General features: G+C 61.3%; 18 protein-coding genes and 1 pseudogene. 12 read left to right on the forward strand and 7 right to left on the reverse strand.

Annotated elements, in window-relative coordinates; translation table 11 throughout:
* Positions 1 to 586: 586 nt before the first annotated feature.
* From msuE to NKH28_RS19945, 10 genes are all read left to right on the forward strand, one after another.
* Positions 587 to 1,144, forward strand: a complete 558-nt coding sequence (gene msuE / locus NKH28_RS19900) for an FMN reductase (RefSeq protein ID WP_023677302.1) — start codon at positions 587 to 589, stop codon at positions 1,142 to 1,144.
* Between the two features lie 52 nt (positions 1,145 to 1,196).
* Positions 1,197 to 2,561, forward strand: a complete 1,365-nt coding sequence (locus NKH28_RS19905; RefSeq protein WP_352501263.1) for an LLM class flavin-dependent oxidoreductase — start codon at positions 1,197 to 1,199, stop codon at positions 2,559 to 2,561.
* A gap of 40 nt (positions 2,562 to 2,601) precedes the next feature.
* Positions 2,602 to 3,450: an ABC transporter permease gene (locus NKH28_RS19910; RefSeq protein ID WP_352980150.1), complete on the forward strand. Its 849-nt coding sequence runs from the start codon at positions 2,602 to 2,604 to the stop codon at positions 3,448 to 3,450.
* Between the two features lie 58 nt (positions 3,451 to 3,508).
* Positions 3,509 to 4,507 (forward strand): ABC transporter substrate-binding protein, encoded by a 999-nt coding sequence (locus tag NKH28_RS19915; RefSeq protein ID WP_352980152.1) that lies wholly within the window; start codon positions 3,509 to 3,511, stop codon positions 4,505 to 4,507.
* A gap of 37 nt (positions 4,508 to 4,544) precedes the next feature.
* Positions 4,545 to 5,306, forward strand: coding sequence for an ABC transporter ATP-binding protein (locus NKH28_RS19920; protein WP_352980154.1), 762 nt, complete (start codon positions 4,545 to 4,547; stop codon positions 5,304 to 5,306).
* A gap of 88 nt (positions 5,307 to 5,394) precedes the next feature.
* A complete protein-coding gene (locus NKH28_RS19925; RefSeq protein WP_352980156.1) occupies positions 5,395 to 6,030 on the forward strand; it encodes a BA14K family protein in 636 nt (211 codons plus the stop codon).
* Positions 6,031 to 6,158: 128 nt separating this feature from the next.
* The gene (locus NKH28_RS19930; RefSeq protein ID WP_287286361.1) at positions 6,159 to 6,488 is read left to right on the forward strand and encodes a DUF2934 domain-containing protein; all 330 of its coding nucleotides are present in this window, start codon (positions 6,159 to 6,161) and stop codon (positions 6,486 to 6,488) included.
* A gap of 3 nt (positions 6,489 to 6,491) precedes the next feature.
* Complete coding sequence (locus tag NKH28_RS19935) at positions 6,492 to 6,641, forward strand: hypothetical protein (RefSeq protein ID WP_023677295.1); 150 nt, start codon at positions 6,492 to 6,494, stop codon at positions 6,639 to 6,641.
* A 139-nt stretch (positions 6,642 to 6,780) separates the two neighbouring features.
* Complete coding sequence (locus NKH28_RS19940) at positions 6,781 to 7,215, forward strand: hypothetical protein (RefSeq protein WP_352980158.1); 435 nt, start codon at positions 6,781 to 6,783, stop codon at positions 7,213 to 7,215.
* An 81-nt stretch (positions 7,216 to 7,296) separates the two neighbouring features.
* Positions 7,297 to 7,632: a hypothetical protein gene (locus NKH28_RS19945; RefSeq protein WP_352980160.1), complete on the forward strand. Its 336-nt coding sequence runs from the start codon at positions 7,297 to 7,299 to the stop codon at positions 7,630 to 7,632.
* A gap of 216 nt (positions 7,633 to 7,848) precedes the next feature.
* Here NKH28_RS19945 and NKH28_RS19950 read toward each other — a convergent pair.
* Both NKH28_RS19950 and NKH28_RS19955 read right to left on the reverse strand, forming a co-directional pair.
* Positions 7,849 to 8,790, reverse strand: a pseudogene (locus NKH28_RS19950) (IS1595 family transposase); the annotation flags it as partial.
* Between the two features lie 117 nt (positions 8,791 to 8,907).
* On the reverse strand, positions 8,908 to 9,690 hold the full coding sequence (locus NKH28_RS19955; protein ID WP_352980162.1) for a DUF3800 domain-containing protein: 783 nt from the start codon (positions 9,688 to 9,690) through the stop codon (positions 8,908 to 8,910).
* Between the two features lie 180 nt (positions 9,691 to 9,870).
* On the opposite strand from NKH28_RS19955, the gene NKH28_RS19960 reads away from it, so the two are divergent.
* Both NKH28_RS19960 and NKH28_RS19965 read left to right on the forward strand, forming a co-directional pair.
* On the forward strand, positions 9,871 to 10,131 hold the full coding sequence (locus NKH28_RS19960) for a hypothetical protein (protein WP_254819421.1): 261 nt from the start codon (positions 9,871 to 9,873) through the stop codon (positions 10,129 to 10,131).
* A gap of 3 nt (positions 10,132 to 10,134) precedes the next feature.
* Complete coding sequence (locus tag NKH28_RS19965; protein WP_352980164.1) at positions 10,135 to 10,395, forward strand: hypothetical protein; 261 nt, start codon at positions 10,135 to 10,137, stop codon at positions 10,393 to 10,395.
* Here NKH28_RS19965 and NKH28_RS19970 read toward each other — a convergent pair.
* The 5 genes from NKH28_RS19970 to NKH28_RS19990 form a co-directional block, all read right to left on the reverse strand.
* Positions 10,392 to 11,096, reverse strand: coding sequence for an SOS response-associated peptidase (locus NKH28_RS19970; protein WP_352980166.1), 705 nt, complete (start codon positions 11,094 to 11,096; stop codon positions 10,392 to 10,394). The two genes, NKH28_RS19965 and NKH28_RS19970, sit on opposite strands and share 4 nt — an antisense overlap.
* Positions 11,097 to 11,208: 112 nt before the next feature.
* Positions 11,209 to 11,427 (reverse strand): hypothetical protein, encoded by a 219-nt coding sequence (locus NKH28_RS19975; RefSeq protein WP_292659780.1) that lies wholly within the window; start codon positions 11,425 to 11,427, stop codon positions 11,209 to 11,211.
* Between the two features lie 1,084 nt (positions 11,428 to 12,511).
* Positions 12,512 to 14,299: an ABC transporter ATP-binding protein gene (locus NKH28_RS19980; protein ID WP_352980168.1), complete on the reverse strand. Its 1,788-nt coding sequence runs from the start codon at positions 14,297 to 14,299 to the stop codon at positions 12,512 to 12,514.
* A 9-nt stretch (positions 14,300 to 14,308) separates the two neighbouring features.
* Positions 14,309 to 15,337 carry a glycosyltransferase family 2 protein gene (locus tag NKH28_RS19985; RefSeq protein ID WP_502906646.1) on the reverse strand — a complete coding sequence of 343 codons (1,029 nt, stop codon included), beginning with the start codon at positions 15,335 to 15,337 and terminating at the stop codon, positions 14,309 to 14,311.
* 6 nt (positions 15,338 to 15,343) lie between these two features.
* Positions 15,344 to 16,450, reverse strand: coding sequence for a glycosyltransferase family 2 protein (locus tag NKH28_RS19990; RefSeq protein ID WP_352980170.1), 1,107 nt, complete (start codon positions 16,448 to 16,450; stop codon positions 15,344 to 15,346).
* Between the last annotated feature and the right edge of the window lies 1 nt (position 16,451).

Here is a 16,451-nt window from a genome sequence, read left to right on the forward strand (position 1 = left end):
AGCCGCACGAGCCGTGCGGCTCGTCTCGTCCTCGCCGCTCAAATAGTGGCAGGCTCGTTCAAGGTGCAGGTGTGCGGCGGCAAAGTCGCTTGTCATAGGCATCTCCCTGTTGCCCGCCCGCCGGCAAGATGACCGCCTCGATTTAGCCAAAAGCAAATATCCACAGCCGGATTTGAATCAAATTGGCCTGACTCACTGCATGCCGCGGAGCCACTCCAGCGCCGTGGCCTGTGCCTCGCTTGCATCCTCCCCGAGGACCGCTAGGCCGTCGAGGATCGTGGTATCGGGACATAGTTCCTCGACGTCGCGCCGGGAGCGTCCGAGGGCGACTTGCCTTATATGTCCGGCCGGCTTCATGCGCTCTGTCCGACGCGCTGCGCCATCGCGGCTGAAGGCGCTGTGGCGGGTTTTCAGCGCGCTGCGGCGCATTGAATGAACCAATTGTGGGCGATGTGCCGCAAACTCCGTTCGCCCAATGCGCTACTTTTGAAATTTTCTCACTCTCTTAATTCTACAAACTCTCTAGATTTAACATAGATCGCTAGACCCAAGATCTTAAAATAGAGCGCTTGAGAGGGAGCCAGGAATGTCGAAAAAGCTCGTGGTGGGGCTGTCGGGCAATTTGACCCGGCCCTCGAAGACCAAGGCGTTCGTCAGCCACATCGTCGGGCAGGCCGCCGAAAGCATCGGCGCGGCCTCGGCCGTCTTCGATATCGAGGATCTCGGCGCTTCCCTGCCGCAGGCAAGGCGCCTCGGCGACCTCGACCCGGCGGCGCGCAACATTGTCGAACGGCTGCTGGGCGCCGACATCCTGGTGGCCGGCTCGCCGACTTTCAAAGGCAGCTATACCGGGCTTTTCAAGCATTTCTTCGACCTGCTCGATCCGTCGTCGCTGAGGGGCAAGCCCGTCATTCTCGCCGCGACCGGCGGCGGCGAGCGCCATTCGCTGATCGTCGAGCACCAGTTGCGGCCGCTGTTCGGCTTCTTCGAGGCGCTGACCGTGCCGACCGCGATCTACGCCTCCGACAAGGATTTTGCCAATGGCGTGCTGGTGTCGGAAGCCATCCACGCCCGCGCCCGGCAGGCGGTCGCCGAGGCATGCCGTGTAACCGGGGTGCCCTACGGCGTCGGCCTTGCCGCCTGAACGCACCACTGACCCGAGATCCCCTTTCCGATCCGTCCAGGAGCACGCCGCGATGACCAGATCCACCAAATCCGGGCAAATCAAACTGGGCGCTTTCCTGCCCGGCGGCGGACAGCATATCGCCGCCTGGCGCCACCCCGAGGCGCCGGCCGACGGCGCCACCAATTTCGAGTTCCACAAGCAGCTCGCCCTGACCGCCGAGCGCGGCCTGTTCGATGCCTATTTCCTCGCCGACAATCTGACGGTCGGGCTCGGCGCCCGCGAAGGCGGCAATGCCAAGATCGCCGGCTTCGAGCCAGTGACGCTGTTTGCAGCGCTGGCGCCGCTCACCACGCATCTCGGCTTCATCGCTACCGCCTCGACCACCTACGAGGAGCCCTACACGCTCGCCCGCAAATTCGCCTCGCTCGATCATCTGTCGAATGGCCGCGCCGGCTGGAACGTCGTCACCTCGGCCGGCGACGAAACCGCGCGCAACTTCAATCGCGAGACGCAGCCTGCCCACGCCGAGCGCTATGCCCGCGCGCATGAGCACGTCGAGACGGTCAAGGCCCTGTGGGACAGCTGGGAGGACGATGCCTTCATCCGCGACAAGAAATCGGGGCGCTTCTACGACAAGGACAAGCTCCACGACATCGACCACAAGGGAGCGCATTTCAGCGTGAAAGGGCCGCTCAACGTGCCGCGCCCGGTGCAGGGGCACCCGGTCGTGGTGCAGGCGGGGCAATCGGAAGACGGTCGCAAGCTCGCCGCCCACTCGGCGGAAGTCATCTTCACCGCCCATCAGAACCTGGCGTCGGCGCAGGAATTCTATCGCGATATCAAGGCGCGCGTGGCGGCCGTCGGCCGCGATCCCGAGCAGGTGCTGATCATGCCGGGCGTGGCACCCTTCGTCGGCCGCACCGAAGAAGAAGCGCGCGCCAAGTACCAGCAACTGAACGATCTCATCCTGCCCGAAGATGGCGTCGCCCTGCTCAACGGGCTGGCCGGCCAGACGCTCGACATCACCGGCTATCCGCTCGATGGACCACTGCCGCCGAGCAAGGAGACCGAAGGCATGAAGAGCCGCCAGGCGCTGATCCGCCAGATTGCTGACGAGCACAACTTCACCATCCGACAGCTCTACCAATGGGTGGCAACGGCCCGCGGCCATTATACCGTCATCGGCAGCGCCACGCAGGTCGCCGATCAGCTGGAGGAATGGTTCGGCAACGAAGCCGCCGACGGCTTCAACATCCTGCCGCCCTGGCTGCCCGGCGGGCTCGACGACTTCGTCGAGCTGGTGATCCCCGAACTGCAGCGCCGCGGCCTGTTCCGCACCGCCTATGAAGGCAGGACCCTACGCGAGAACCTCGGCCTCAGGCGGCCGGAAAACCCCTGGACCGCCGCCCGCTCGGCGGTGCTGGCCGCCGAATAATCCCGAGAAGCCCGATATTTTCCAAGCAGGAGGCAACCCGATGACCTTGCAGCACATCGAACAGGCCGCCAGCCTCGGCACGCCTGACAGCACGACAAGCCTCGGCACGGATTTCCTGCGCCTCGGTGGCCGGGCGGGCATCCGCATCCTGTCGCGCTACGGCGTCCTCATCGCTTTCCTCGCAATCTGGCAAGTGTCGAGCAGCGCGGGCTGGGTCAACGCGGCCGTGCTGCCGCCGATCGACATGATTGTCGCGGCACTTTGGAAGGGGCTGGTCGGCGGCACTCTGCTCAGCGACATCGCCATCAGCCTGCAGCGCGCCGGTCTCGCTTTCGCGGCCGCCGTGCTGGTCGCCATCCCGCTTGGCCTGTTCATGGGTCAGGTGCGCACGGTCGAGACCGCGCTCGATCCCATCCTGCAGGTCTTCCGCCAGACCTCGGCGCTGGCGCTCTATCCCGTCTTCATCCTGCTGCTAGGGCTCGGCGAAGCCTCCAAGGTGTTCATCATCTTCTGGGCGACGCTGTTCCCATTGCTGCTCAACACCATCGGCGGCGTCAAGCAGGTCGATCCGAAACTGCTGGAGATGGCCCGCGTCTATGGCGCCGGGCAGCTCACCGTCTTCCGTCGCGTCGTGCTGCCCGGCGCCGTGCCGTCGATCTTCGTCGGACTGAGGCTCAGCGCCACCACGGCGCTGCTGCTGTTGATCGCTTCCGAAATGATCGGCGCCAACAAGGGCATCGGCTTCCAGGTGATGAACGCGCAATACAATTTCCAGATCCCGCTGATGTTTGCGGCAATCGTCATCCTCGCCGGCCTCGGCCTGATTGCAAACCAGGCGCTGGTCAGCCTGCAGCGCCGGCTCTGCCGCTGGAGCAATGCCGTCGACTGACCACCCGCCCTTACCAATCTCAACCAGGCCAGAACTCAAATCAGGAAAGACCCGGACCATGAAAATCTCCCGCCGTTCCCTGCTTGCTGGCGCGCCCTTCGCCGCCGGCCTTCTCACCGCCGGCCTGCCGCGCTTCGCCTTTGCCGAAGCGGCACCCGTCAAGTTCCGCTCACTCGCCAGCCGTGGCAGCATCTCTCCGCATGAGTTGGCCGCCGAGCTCGGCTATTTCAAAGGCCTCGGTATCGAGGTCGAGAATGTCGGCTATTCCGGCGGCGGCCCGGAATCATTGTTTGCGCTGGCCTCCGGCAGCGTCGATATCGGCTCGGCTGCAACCGCAGCCGTGATCAACTCGATCTCCGGCGGCAACGACTTCGTCGCCGCCTATCCGAGCAACGGCATCAACGGCAAGGTGCGTAGCGTCTTCTACGTGCTGGACGACAGCCCGATCAAATCGATCGCCGACATCGCCGGCAAGACCATCGCCGTCAACACGCTCGGCGCCCATCTCGACTACACCGTGCGCGAGGCGCTGCACAGCGTCGGCCTGCCGCCGAATGCCGCCAATCTCGTCGTCGTGCCCGGACCGCAGCTCGAACAGACCTTGCGCTCCCGTCAGGTCGACATCGCGGCGCTCGGCTACTGGCAGGCGACGTTTGCCGGCGCCCTCGTGGACAACGGCGGCGTGCGCGGCGTGTTCAACGACACCGACGTGCTGGGCGAGCTGGCCGGCGGCTTCGTCGTGCTCAGGCGCGACTTCATCGCCGCGCATCCCGACGCCGCCCGCAATTTCGTCGAACAATCGGCGCGCGCCTCCGACTGGTCGCTGCAGAACCCCGACGAAGCGCGCAAGGTGCTGGCAAATATCCTCGACAAGCGCGGCGAGAACGGCGAGCTGGCGCGTTACTGGACCGGCTTCGGCCTGCGCCAGGGCGCCAAGGCGACGGACCGCGATATCGACTTCTGGGTCAGCGTGCTCGAGCGCGACGGCCGCCTGCCAAAGGGCAAGCTGAAGGCAACGGACATCCTCTACCGGCCGGGCGAAACCAAGACCAACTGACAAAAGCAACCGACCAACCAGTTGGGAGACGAGCGCGATGAGCAGCACAAGCGGCGGTCAGGTCAGCATACGCGACCTGTCCAAATCGTTCAGCATCAGTGGGCGCTCGCTCGCCGTTCTGAGGACCCTCAACCTCGACATCCGCTCGGGTGAATGCCTTGTCATCGTCGGCGCCAGCGGATCGGGCAAGACCACGCTGCTGCGCATACTTGCGGGGCTGGAGGCCGCCGACAGCGGCGGCGTCGCCATCGACGGCAAGCCGGTGCACGGCGTCGGTGCCGAGCGTGCGGTGATTTTCCAGGAACCGCGCCTGCTGCCCTGGCTGACCGTGCTCGGCAATGTCGCCTTCGGCCTCGAAGTGCGCGGCGTGCCCAAGGCCGAGGCCGAGGAACGGGCGCACTTCTATATCGCGCTCGTCGGCCTCGCCGAATTCAGCGATGCCTTTCCCCGGCAGCTATCGGGCGGCATGGCGCAGCGCGTCGGCATCGCCCGCGCGCTGACCGTGCAGCCCGAAATCCTGCTGCTCGACGAGCCGCTGGGCGCGCTCGATGCGATGACCAAGATCGGCATGCAGGAGGAACTGGCGCGCATCTGGAGCGAGGAGAACGTCACCATGGTGATGGTGACGCACGACCTCGAGGAAGCAATCTACCTCGCCGACCGGGTGCTGATCCTGCCCAAGGAGAAAGGCGGCGCGGCGCGGCTGATCGACATCGACCTGCCCCGCCCGCGCGAGCGCAGCGAAAGCCGCTTCGTGCGCTACCGCGAAGAATTGCTGCGCGAATTCGGCCTGCACTGAAAGCCGCCTAAGACCCCTGCCCCGCTCTTTCCTGGAACCGGATTCCCCGCCCCCGCATTTCCTTAACCGGGAGGCGAAGGAGCGCGGCATGAAAGCTTTGTTCGCAATCTTCGGCGGCTTCGTGCTGACGCTCGCCGTATTCGCCAGCGGCCTCGCCTTCGCCACCTGGCTTCTAATAGCCAAGCCGGTACGGCCGGCCGCCCCGGTCTCCAGCGTCGCCGAACTGTGGGCCAAGGACCCGCGACCGGTGAACCCGGCCTCGCAGCGCCTCGAACGCCTCCCGGCCGGCCCGGTCCCCGTTCGCACCTCGGAAGTCGATCGCAGCTCGAAACCCACCGATGCCGCCGCAGCGTCGACAACCGACATTACCGCGACCGGCTCCATCCAGCCACCAGCGGAAGAGCAGCAGACGCTGCCCGCCGCCCACGTGGAATGGTGCGCCAGCCGCTACCGCTCCTACAGGCCGGACGACAACCACTACACATCCTACAGCGGACAACAGCGCCCCTGCATCTCGCCCTATCTCGGCGCCGCCGATGACGGCAGCTATTTCGAGGCGAGCGATACGTCGTCGGTGGAGGGCTACGCGCCATCGGATGAACCCGGCGCCGCCGAGCTCTCATTCGACCACGTGCAATACTGCTTCAGCCGCTACCGGTCATATCGACCGGAGGACAACAGCTATCAGCCGTATTCGGGCGGGCCGCGCAGGCAGTGCGAGTAGGCAGGCCGTGGGGTGGCTGGCGGCCGCAGTGCATAGCGCCTTGCGCGACCCCACCCAACGATCACGCAGATTTCTTGGATCGTTCGGGTTGGCGCGGCGTTCATCCGATACCCAAAGGAGAAATCAACATGGGCGACGACCGGGAAGACAAGATTCGTGAGCGCGCATACCAGATCTGGGAACGCGAAGGCGGGATCCATGGCGATCCCGAGCGGCACTGGCACCGGGCCGAGGCCGAGATCGACAGGGAGGCGGCCCTGCCACTGACGGCAGGCGATGCCCTGCCGGAAACCCGCGAGGTCGCGAGCTCCGACGTTTTGACGGTGGAGGCCCTGGCGGTGCGCACCGGCATATCGGGCGAACAGGCGCAGGAGCTGATCGACAGGCTGGGAAACGACAGGGCGGCTATCGAACAAGCCGCGCGCAACCTTAAGGGGAAGCAGCGGCTCGGGGAGTGACAGATGATCAGAAAACTCAAAGACGGAAAATACCGCCTCTATTCGCGCAAGAAGGACGAAAAGACCGGCAAGCGCCGCAATCTCGGCACCTTCGATACCCGCGAGGCCGCCGAAAAGCACGAACGTGAGGTGCAGTATTTCAAGAGGCATTGAGGCGGCGTGCTGTCGCTTCGATGCCTCCATTAGTTTCTGTTGATCTTGAACAAAACGGGAACAAAAATGTCAAGAGCGAATTGACTCTGCGAGGAATGCCTTCAGCATATTGTACTTCGCGTACCCGGAGGAGTAGGTTATGAATAACCTGCTGCCGAAAGCCCTATTTGGCGGGCTGCTCTGGGGGGATAAGGCCGTGCGCTTTGTGTTCATTGACGAGGCGGGGACTGAACCGTCAGCCCCTGTAACTGTGGTTGTTGGTATCATTATTGACGCTGACAAGCAGCTAATGAGAGCGGAAGCGGCAGTAAATGAGGCGCTTGAATCCGTCCCGACCGACCTTCGGAAAGGCTTTGTGTATTCCGCTAAGGACGTCTGGAACAACCCAGATTATTGGGAAAAATGGTCTCGATCGAATCGACTAGCATTCCTAAAATCAATGATGTCGTTACCGAGACGTTTGAAGGCGCCGATAACCCTATCGATTGTCAGGCGCGGTTTGATCAAGGAGCCGCTGTCGGAGCCCCCCATGCAGCCGCATCAGTTTGAGCATTTCATGGCTTTTGCTACGTGAATTGCGCGAGCGGACAAACACATACGCGACCATGGGCAGATTGATGAGGTTGGGACCGTGGTTGCGGAACAGGCTTCGGAAATGACGAAGTTTCTTCGCGCTGGCGCTTTGTTCCACCGACAGTTTCCGCGCGTTATTCCACCATCGGATCTATCTCCCACAGAAGAAGAAACAAAACTCGGCTACATAAAGCAAGAAACAGAATTGCGCGTCTCCAGAATAAGAGCGACCATACACTTCGTAGAGAAATCAGACGACAAGCTTATACTTCTTGCAGACCCAGTAGCTTATGGTTTTAGACGCTTCTTTAATAGAGCTGAATTCGGAGATCAATTTGTTAGAAGTATAATTGGAAACGACTTGTCAGAAAAAGATTGGGAAGGGTCAATAAACGCTACAACGTTCAACTGGATTTGACGATTCGCTATCCACCTTTTTTCTGCTGAATTCGTTTGGCTATTCCAAGTATGACTCTATCAAATGCTTCTCCGCTCTCGTCAACTTCAAGCTCCCGAGCGGTTTCCTTAAACCGCTCGGATTGCTCTTTCTGACTAAGCTTTGTCGCCTTTTTGCCCCTTGGCTTTCGGGCGGTATTTGGAGGGTCGCCAGACGCCATAGGGTGCCTCGCCTTGCTTTAGTTGTTTCATAGGTGAGGCGCTTGCCGACGATACCATCAAGAATGCGATCGGCCCGCGCTTCATCATTCACGCCAAGGGCTACCCGCTGATTATGGCGAAAGTCAAATTCGGCGAGGTAGCGGTGAAGGTGCTTCTCGGCGCAATGCTGATAGGTGCCACGCATGCCACGCTTGAAGATGCTGAAATAGCTTTCGATGGTGTTCGAATGTACCTCGCCACGGACGTACTCGCCAGCCGAATGCTTGACCGAATCATGAGTGGCAAAGTGATCGCTCATGCCACCATAAAACTTGTTTTCGTCGGTGTAGAGGGTGCTTTCGCGGGCAACGTTCTCAGTCACCAGTTCGGCAACGTTGATCTTGGTCGCCTGCGCGACGTGGAAGGTGCGAACAGAGCCGCCACGTTCGATAAGGCCAAGCACGGCGCGCTTGCCGGACGGGCCGCCACGGCTCTTGAATTTGAACGGGGTCTTGCGATCGGTGCGCAGCACGGGTTTCTCAGCGGTGTTGCCGAAATAGGTTTCGTCCGCCTCGACAATTTGACCCTCGCCACCGAGCGGGCCAAGGTTGCCGTCGCGCACGGCCTCGCGGATGCGGTGCGAAATGAACCAAGCGGTCTTCAGGGTCACGCCAAGGGTGCGGTGAAGCTGGTTGCTCGAAATGCCCTTCTTGGACGAAGCGATAAGGAATATCGCCTGTAGCCAATGGTTGAGCTTGACGTGGCTAGCTTCAAAGATGGTGCCGATTTTCACGGTAAAGGGCTTGCGGCACTGGTAGCACTTGTAGGTGCCAATGCGGGTGCTCTTGCCTTCCATCTTCGAAATACGCTCAAAGCCGCCGCAATGCGGGCAAACTGGGCCATTCGGCCAAATCCTGGCCTCTACAAACTTGTAGGCGGCGGCTTCGTCGTGAAAGTGGCGGTCGGATAGGACGGACATCCAGGTAACTCCTTATGTCCCCTTTATAATTCACCCAATTGGGTACGTCAGGTAAAGGAGTAAGGATTACGGAGAATAACCCATAAAAGCGTGCACCGGATGGCGCGCGCTTACAATTCATGTAGCTAGCTGCGACGCGTCGGGATTAGGAACAAATATGGGAATTAAAATAGATGTTCCAATAAGTTCGCTCCTGCGATCTGGTATCGGCGAGTCTTTGCTTGCGAACAACGCGGGGTAAAGCTCGTCTGTATGCGGATGCGCCGTCATATATGCCCTAAATCCCCAACTATAGGCGTCTGCCAATTGCAACAGTGGAGCTTGGCCCTTCCTGAGAAATTGAATGTCATCCACTATATTAGTTATCTGCCTTTGGTATATCCATGAATCCGGCTTAGGAGAAATTCTCCTAACATCAGCCAAGGCGAAATCGAGGTATTTTTTCATGTGATCGCAGCTTTCGGCCTTTATTGAAGCGTGTTCATTTGGGAAATTGTTCCCTATATATTTATCGACTACCACAAAACACGCACAGAATGCCGACCAATGACGATAGGTATTTCTATTTTTTGTTGGAATGCCAACCGTGGCATCTTTGTGCATCCAAGAAACAGCCACAGGTATCGCGTGAAAATTACAGACTTCAATCATGTCGCGGATAAAAATAACCCTTTCTTGTCTTGTCCATCCACTTAGTTTTTCAAAATCGCCAGTGGCGGCAAAAATATCAGCGGCATGAAACCAACGGTCATAGTTATCACCTAGGTGATGCCGCTTCACTCTTTCAATTGAACTTACGACACCCCTATAGTCCTTATCTACATCGATGATGACGCCGGCCACGACGGCAACCAGTTCTCGCGAACTGGTTCCTGACTCATCTATGTAAATGTGCCGCACCCATCGCTCTCCCGCGAGCGGGCCGCCAAACAATGCGCGTGGCCAAACTGCCCGCCCGATTCCTGTCGGAACGCTCAGCAAGGTACCACCTCTCTGGTGGGTACGCAAAGTACAATATACTGAATGCCTTCCTATTTGTCAGTAGGTGGGGCGGTTGCTCACAAATCGAGGAGAGCCGCGATGGGCAGACGAAAAAGCCGGTTCGACAGGCTGTCGGCGAGGGATGCGGAGGCGATCATCAGGGACGCTTTGAGCCTGCGCCGGACGGTGCTGTCGTCGCAGCTGCATTTGAAGGCGCATGGCGAGCTGTTCTGGCAGCTTTGCGGGCTTGTCGAGAAATTGCACGAGGTGCTGGCCAGCGTCGCGGAGAAGGAGCCCGATTACCGGATGGCGGAGCTTGGCCTGCTTCCGCTGCCCGAGGATTACTCGACCCGGAAATGAGCCATGGCCGAGCCGATGGACAGCGTTGGGCGTGCCGCCAAGGCCAACATGCTGCTCATCGTGGAGTGCGGCCATTGCTACCATGTCGGACGCTTCAGGGCGAATGACGTGGCCCAGGTGGTGGGCTGGAGCAAGCCGCTGGAAGCGATCAGGTTCAGGTGCAAACGATGCAGCCGCAAGGACACGACGGTGAAGATGCAGTTCATCGACCAGGACCATCCGCCCAAGGGCTACATCTGGGTGCTGCAGAAATTCAAGCGCTAAAACAACGAGCCTTGCGCCGGCGCCTGCTGCGGAAACGTGATCTGTGTCGCAGGCTTGTCGACGATCACCAGCGCATCATCGGGCGCCGTGCGCTGCAGGTGCCTTGCCTCCGACCATGGCGCCGTCAGCCAGGTCTCGGTTTCTTCCGGCGTGGTCAGGATCACCGGCATCGCCTTCTCGTGGATCGGCGCGATCAGCGCGTTGGGCTGGGTCGTCATGAAGCCATAGACCTGGTGATCGGCGGGGCCGTCCTTGACCTTGCGAAGGCCATGCCAGCGCGTCCACAGGCCGGCAAAGAAGAACAGCGGGCGGTCCCCGCCGAGTGCAAACCAGTAGTTGCGCTGGATGCCGGTCCCGGGGTCCTTGTCGCCGGGCGTCGGGCTGGGCTCGGCAAAGCTGGTGACAGGCACGACGCAGCGGTTCTCGATGCCGAGATATTGCTGCCAATGGCCGTATTGCGGATTGCGGACATTGGTGGTGCCATAGTCGGCCTTGCCCTTGACCCGCTCCAGTGGCGTCGGCATGCCCCACAGCAGATTGGCCAATTCGCGTTCGCCGTCCGGCGCGTTGCGCACTACCGGGCCGGGCTGGTTGGGATAGATGTCGATGGAGGGTTCGAGATTGCCGAGGATGTCGCGCAAGGCGCGGGTCCACTGGCGGATGGCCTCCTGGCTGGTCGTGATGTTGTAGAGATTGCACATTTCAGGCCGTTCCCGGATGCTCAGGCATCTTGTTGGAAACGGCCTGGAATTTCCAGCGCTGTCCGTTGGGTTGCTGACACGGCAGGCCGTGTCAGCAATGGCTTTGTGAGACCTACCGCGCCGATTGTCTCATAGCTTGTGCGGCTACCGCCGCGAGAAAAGCCCTCGCCGCGGCATCGCAGGCCGCTCGAGACGGGCCTTTGGCGAAAAGAAGAAGCTCGGCGGCTCGAATGTTGAGCCCGTGCTTCCTTGCGAATGTGGCTAGATCATAAGGCTTGTTGTCGTAAGGTTCGTCGTCGTAGTCGATCGTCAGATCGTAGTTTTCTTTCATTTTCTTCCTCCCTTTAGCGATCTCCCCCCTCCTGTCGCTAACGCAAAATTAACGTCGATGGCGGCGGGCGAGTCCACCAATCAGAGATTGTGTAAAAAACGTACGAGCTCGCATGCTCGCCCTCGCAACGGGCCTGCGAGCAATCGCCGCCGACCGGACCGGTCGAAAGAGCCGATTATGATGGCAATGTTGGAAAGGCTGCCACAGCCTGGTGCTACGGGTGTCCGCGACGCCTAGCGTGCCTAAATAGCCGGCATTTTCATCTTCCAGGCCCCGGTCCGCAGCCGGCCTCGTTGGGTCCGGCTAAAGGATAAGTCCGGCTAATAACACCGTAAGGAGCAGCGACAGCGGAACGGCCGCAAGACACCAGATCTCCAACGTGTTGTTTTGCAGCGGGTCCATCATCAGCCTCACTTTTTGGTTTGTCATTGTGACACTAACGGTTGGTCGGAGGTAGCGGTTCCAAGCGACGCCGTTCATAGAGCGCTGCCTGTGCTGCATATTAGCAACAGCTTGACGACCGCTGAGCCGGTACCGCTTGGACAACTTCACTGGCGCCGGTGGATGCGTATTCCGCAGGACTGCAAGCGCCCCTCGGCATCAGTCGTGCGGGGATCGATCGCCGCCCATGATCAGCGCCGAGCCGGTCATGCCCCGGAACCCAATGGCTGCATCTATCTCCGGCCGAAGTTTCGCTACCACCGAGCCGATCCGATGTTCACTCCAGCCAGCGATGCGCGTTTACAGGGACCTAAGTCTGACCTGCCTGCGCAATGGTCTTGTGTACGGCCGGCATCGGGAACAACTGCGCCCGTCTTCAGTTGATGGCGTCACCTCCTCGAGGAGACATCGGCGCAGAATCAGTCCCTTCATGCGCTGATTAGGGTCCGCCTGCCATTGCTGGATTTGGCAGGCGGACCCTTGGTTCTGTACGCTCCAGATGGAAAGCGGGTAAGCTCGGGATCACTCATCATCCCAGAAATCCCGTAGAGACGTAGGCGGAGGTCTTCCTCGCCCCTGAGATGCTTGACCTGGCTTGACATCCGAGACGACCTCCCAGCGCGCGCACGCAGCGGGGTCGCCCTCAGCCTTCCAGCGCCTCGTGCTGGTAAAGCTCGTCCATGCTGAGCGTCGCAAGCGCGGCGAACGGCGCCTGCTTTTTCACGCGGCCGTGGCTCAGGATCACGACGTCGTCGCAGAACGAAACGGTGCTGCGATGATGGCTGATGACAATGGTGGTGCGGCGGCCGGCGCGCGACTTGAGCGTCTCGACGATTGCAGCTTCCGACAGGCCGTCCACCGCATTGGTGGCTTCGTCGAGGATGAGGATATTGGGATCGCGCACCAGGGCTCTGGCCAGCGCGATCCGCTGCCGCTGTCCCGCCGAGAGATTGACGCCACGATAGCCGACGACCGTCCGGTAGCCCTGCGGCAGTTGCTCGATGAAGCCATGCGCTTCGGCCAGTTTTGCCGCGCGCTCGGCGTCATCGGCCGAGGCCGCGTCCTGGCCGTAGATGATGTTGTCGAAAATCGTGCCGTCGACCAGCTCCAGCTCCTGGCTGGCGAGCGCGATGTGCTTTCGCCATTGGCTGGGGTCGATGCGGTCCAGAGGCGATCCATCAACGAGAATCCTGCCGCTATCCGGTTCGACGAAGCGGCACAAAAGATTGACGATCGTCGTCTTGCCGGCGCCCGACCGGCCGATCAGCGCGGTCGAGCGGCCGCTGCGGAGGTCGAAGCTCGCCGCATGCAGCACCACCGCGCGCTGTTCCGAACCGGAATAGGTAAAGGTGACGTCTTCGAACTTGATGCCTTGGCTGAGCCCGGGGAATGGGCTGTTGCCTTGCGGCGGCTGGGGCTTGTCGGACGGGTCCAGCATCCACGTCACCTCTTCAAGCGATCCACTCAGGCCCTGCAGCTGGCTCCAGGCCATTTGCAGCGACCGCATATAGGGCTGCAGCCTGTAGAGCAGGATGACGAAGGCGACGATCAGCGGGAAGGAAACATTGGCGAACCAGGCGCCGATCACCACCGCCAGGAACAGCATGGCGTGCAGAACCTCGGTCAGCGGCGGCAAAGCTCCCTGACGCGTCAAAAGCACGAACGCCGCCCGGCGCACCGCATCCGATGCTTGGTCGAATGCCGCCTTCTCGCGTTGCTCCTGGCCAAAAATGCGGATCAGCCGCCCGGCATGCACCAGATGCAGCATCTGCGATGCGAGCTGGCTGTTGCGGGAGGCGACGCTGCGGCTCGGCGCCTTCAAATTGGCCGACAGCACGGCGTGCGCGACCTGGACCAGCGCCAGCCCCAGCGTGACCAGCAGCGTCATCTGCCACGACAGAAGCAGCAGGAAGGCCAATAGGATGATTGCGGCCGATGCATTGACGATTGCCCCCAACGTGATCTGGATGGCATCCGAGGCCCGCCAGGATTCGTTGGAGATGATGTTGAGCAGCCGTCCCGGGCTTTGCTGCAGGAAGAATGGGTAGCCCACCCGCAGCAGCTGCTCCGACAGCGCGCTGCGGATCGAATGGCTCGCCTTGCCGTAGATGAAGGTGGTCAGCAGCGTGTTGGCGAAAGCGAACAGGTTCTTCAGCACGATCGAGCCGAGGATGGCGACCGATATGACGATCAGCCGGTCGCGCTCGCTCAGGCTCGATCCGACATGCTGGAAGACGGCGGAAAAGCCGGCCATGCCGGTCTGCCCCTGCTGCCCCATGATTATGTTCAGCAACGGGATGATCAGGCCGATGCCGAAGCCTTCAAGCGCGGCGCTGAGCAGCCCGAGCACCACCACGGCAGGAAGCAGGCGCAACTGCTTTCTCCCCAGCGCGCGGCGCAGCATCGGCAAGCTGGGCGGCATCAATCGCATGGTGGCGGATCACCTCGCCTCGGCATTTGCCTGTTGCTCCTGTCGCATTTGCGCCGGCTGCGGCGATTTCGCCAGCAAAAGCACCGCGAACTTGGCCGCCCCGAGCAAATTCATGCCGACGATCGGCCAGTGCGACAGCTTGAGTTCACGGTCGAACAGAGGGCCTTTCACCAGTTCGCGCAAGGCCGCCCTCATCGACCAGTAGCAATGCCGAAGCAGCCACGGCGCGTGGCGGATATGTTTCAGGCAAAGCCCGCCATTGCCCATGCTGTAGTCGCGGTGCAGCTTTTCGATGGCCTTGCGGTCGCGCCGGCCGTGATGGTGATAGATAGTCATGTCGGGCACATATTCGACCGGGATCCCAAGTAGCACCGCCCGCACTAGATAGTCCGTATCCTCTGCGGAGCGCAGCGGGCCGCCGGCGCCGAACCGTTCGTCGAAACGGCCGATGCGGGCGGCAACATCGCGGTGCATCGTCATGTTGCAGCCAAGCACGAAGCCGCCGGGATGGACGTCTGGGGTAAGCCGCGCGCGCACCGGCGACCGCTTTATGGTGAACGGCAGGTCGCGGGGGTCGCCGATCTCGACCCGCCCACCGCGGATGACCCGTTCGCCGGCCGCATAGTGCCGCTGCAGATCGCGCAAATAATCCTTGTGGACCGCGCAATCATCATCGACGAAGACCAGCACGCGGCCCCGCGCCCGCTCCAGCCCGGCGTTGCGCGCGGCCGCCAATCCGGGTCGCGGCTCGCGAATGGCCGTGAACGGAATGTCCGAAAGTTCGGCTATGCCGGCCAGCCGCTCTGCTGTGCAGTCGGTCGAACCGTTGTCGACAACCACCAGTTCGGCAGAGAAGGCAGCGTAGGCGCGGCACGCGGCCTGGATCGACTTTATGCAAGGCTCGAGCACGGTGACGCGGTCGCGTGTGCAGACAATGAAGCTGACCTCCGGTGCCGGCCCGTGCTGCGGCCGGGGCGACATGGCCGCCGGCACCGTCGAGTGGCCGCGCTGCTGGAGCTGGTGCGATTTGACGAACATGCGTTGCTAGCTCAACTGGTTCGAAGGCAAAACCGCCGCGGCCGGCACGGACTGCAGATACCGCGACAGGGCATCCACCTGCCTGGTGACCGACATCGAGGCGAGACTGAAGCGCGGCGCGAAGGCACCGGTCCGAAACACGTACTGCTCGCGCCGCCGGATGAGTTTCCATTTCGCCGTCCGCGTCAGGAATTCGTGCATCAGCAGCGGCTGCCTTTCCCCCGATATCAGCTGGTAGAGGAAATAGAACAGGTTCAGCGTGCCGGCCTGGTAGCTCGGCCTCGTCTCGGCCGGCAGTGCCGAAATCCTTTCTTCCAGCGCAAGGATCCATTCGGCGGCACGGCGAACCGTGTCCATCGACAGGACCTCACCGATGTCGCGCAGGCCTTGCGTCTCTTGTGCGAGCCCTTCGCGCTCGAGGTTCTCGGCGACGATCTTCAGATGGGTCCTGCGCATTTCGCGCTTGTGCCTGTTGGTCACGCTGTCGTCATGGATACGATAGGCGATCAGGCTTTCGGGGATCATGGCCGCCGGGTAGCGGTCGGTCAGCCGTCTGAACAGGTCGAAATCCTCGGCATGCTTGTAGCTTTCGTCATAAAATAGAACGCTCTCTTCGATGACCTTCCTGTTGTAGACGACCGTGGAATGCATGAAGATCGTGAAGAACATCGACAGTATTCGCAGGATATTGTCCTGGAATATCGGATCGGGCGAACCCCTGGCGATGCGGTTGCCGAGCAAGGTATCGAAACCCGCGCCGCATAGAGCCAGGTCAGGCTGCTGGTTGAACAGCGCGACCTGCCGCGACAGGCGCTGGGGATAGGCGATGTCGTCGGCGTCCATCCTGGCGACCAGATCGCCGCGCGCCACGGCCAGGCCTTCGTTCAAAGTTGCGATCAGGCCACGGTTTTCGCGTGAGATGATCGAGATGCGATTGTCGGCCTGGCGGTATTTCTGCAGGATCTGCAGCGAGTTGTCGGTCGAGCCGTCATCGATGGCGATAACCTCCAGACGCTCGTAATCCTGGCGCAGGACGCTGCCCAGCGCAGCGGCGAGATAAGGTCCCGCATTGTAGATCGGCAGCAGAACGGAAACCAAGGGAGCAGCAGCCATG

Origin of the sequence: Mesorhizobium sp. M1227 (assembly GCF_040318315.1) — a bacterium.
Classification (GTDB): Bacteria; Pseudomonadota; Alphaproteobacteria; order Rhizobiales; family Rhizobiaceae; genus Mesorhizobium.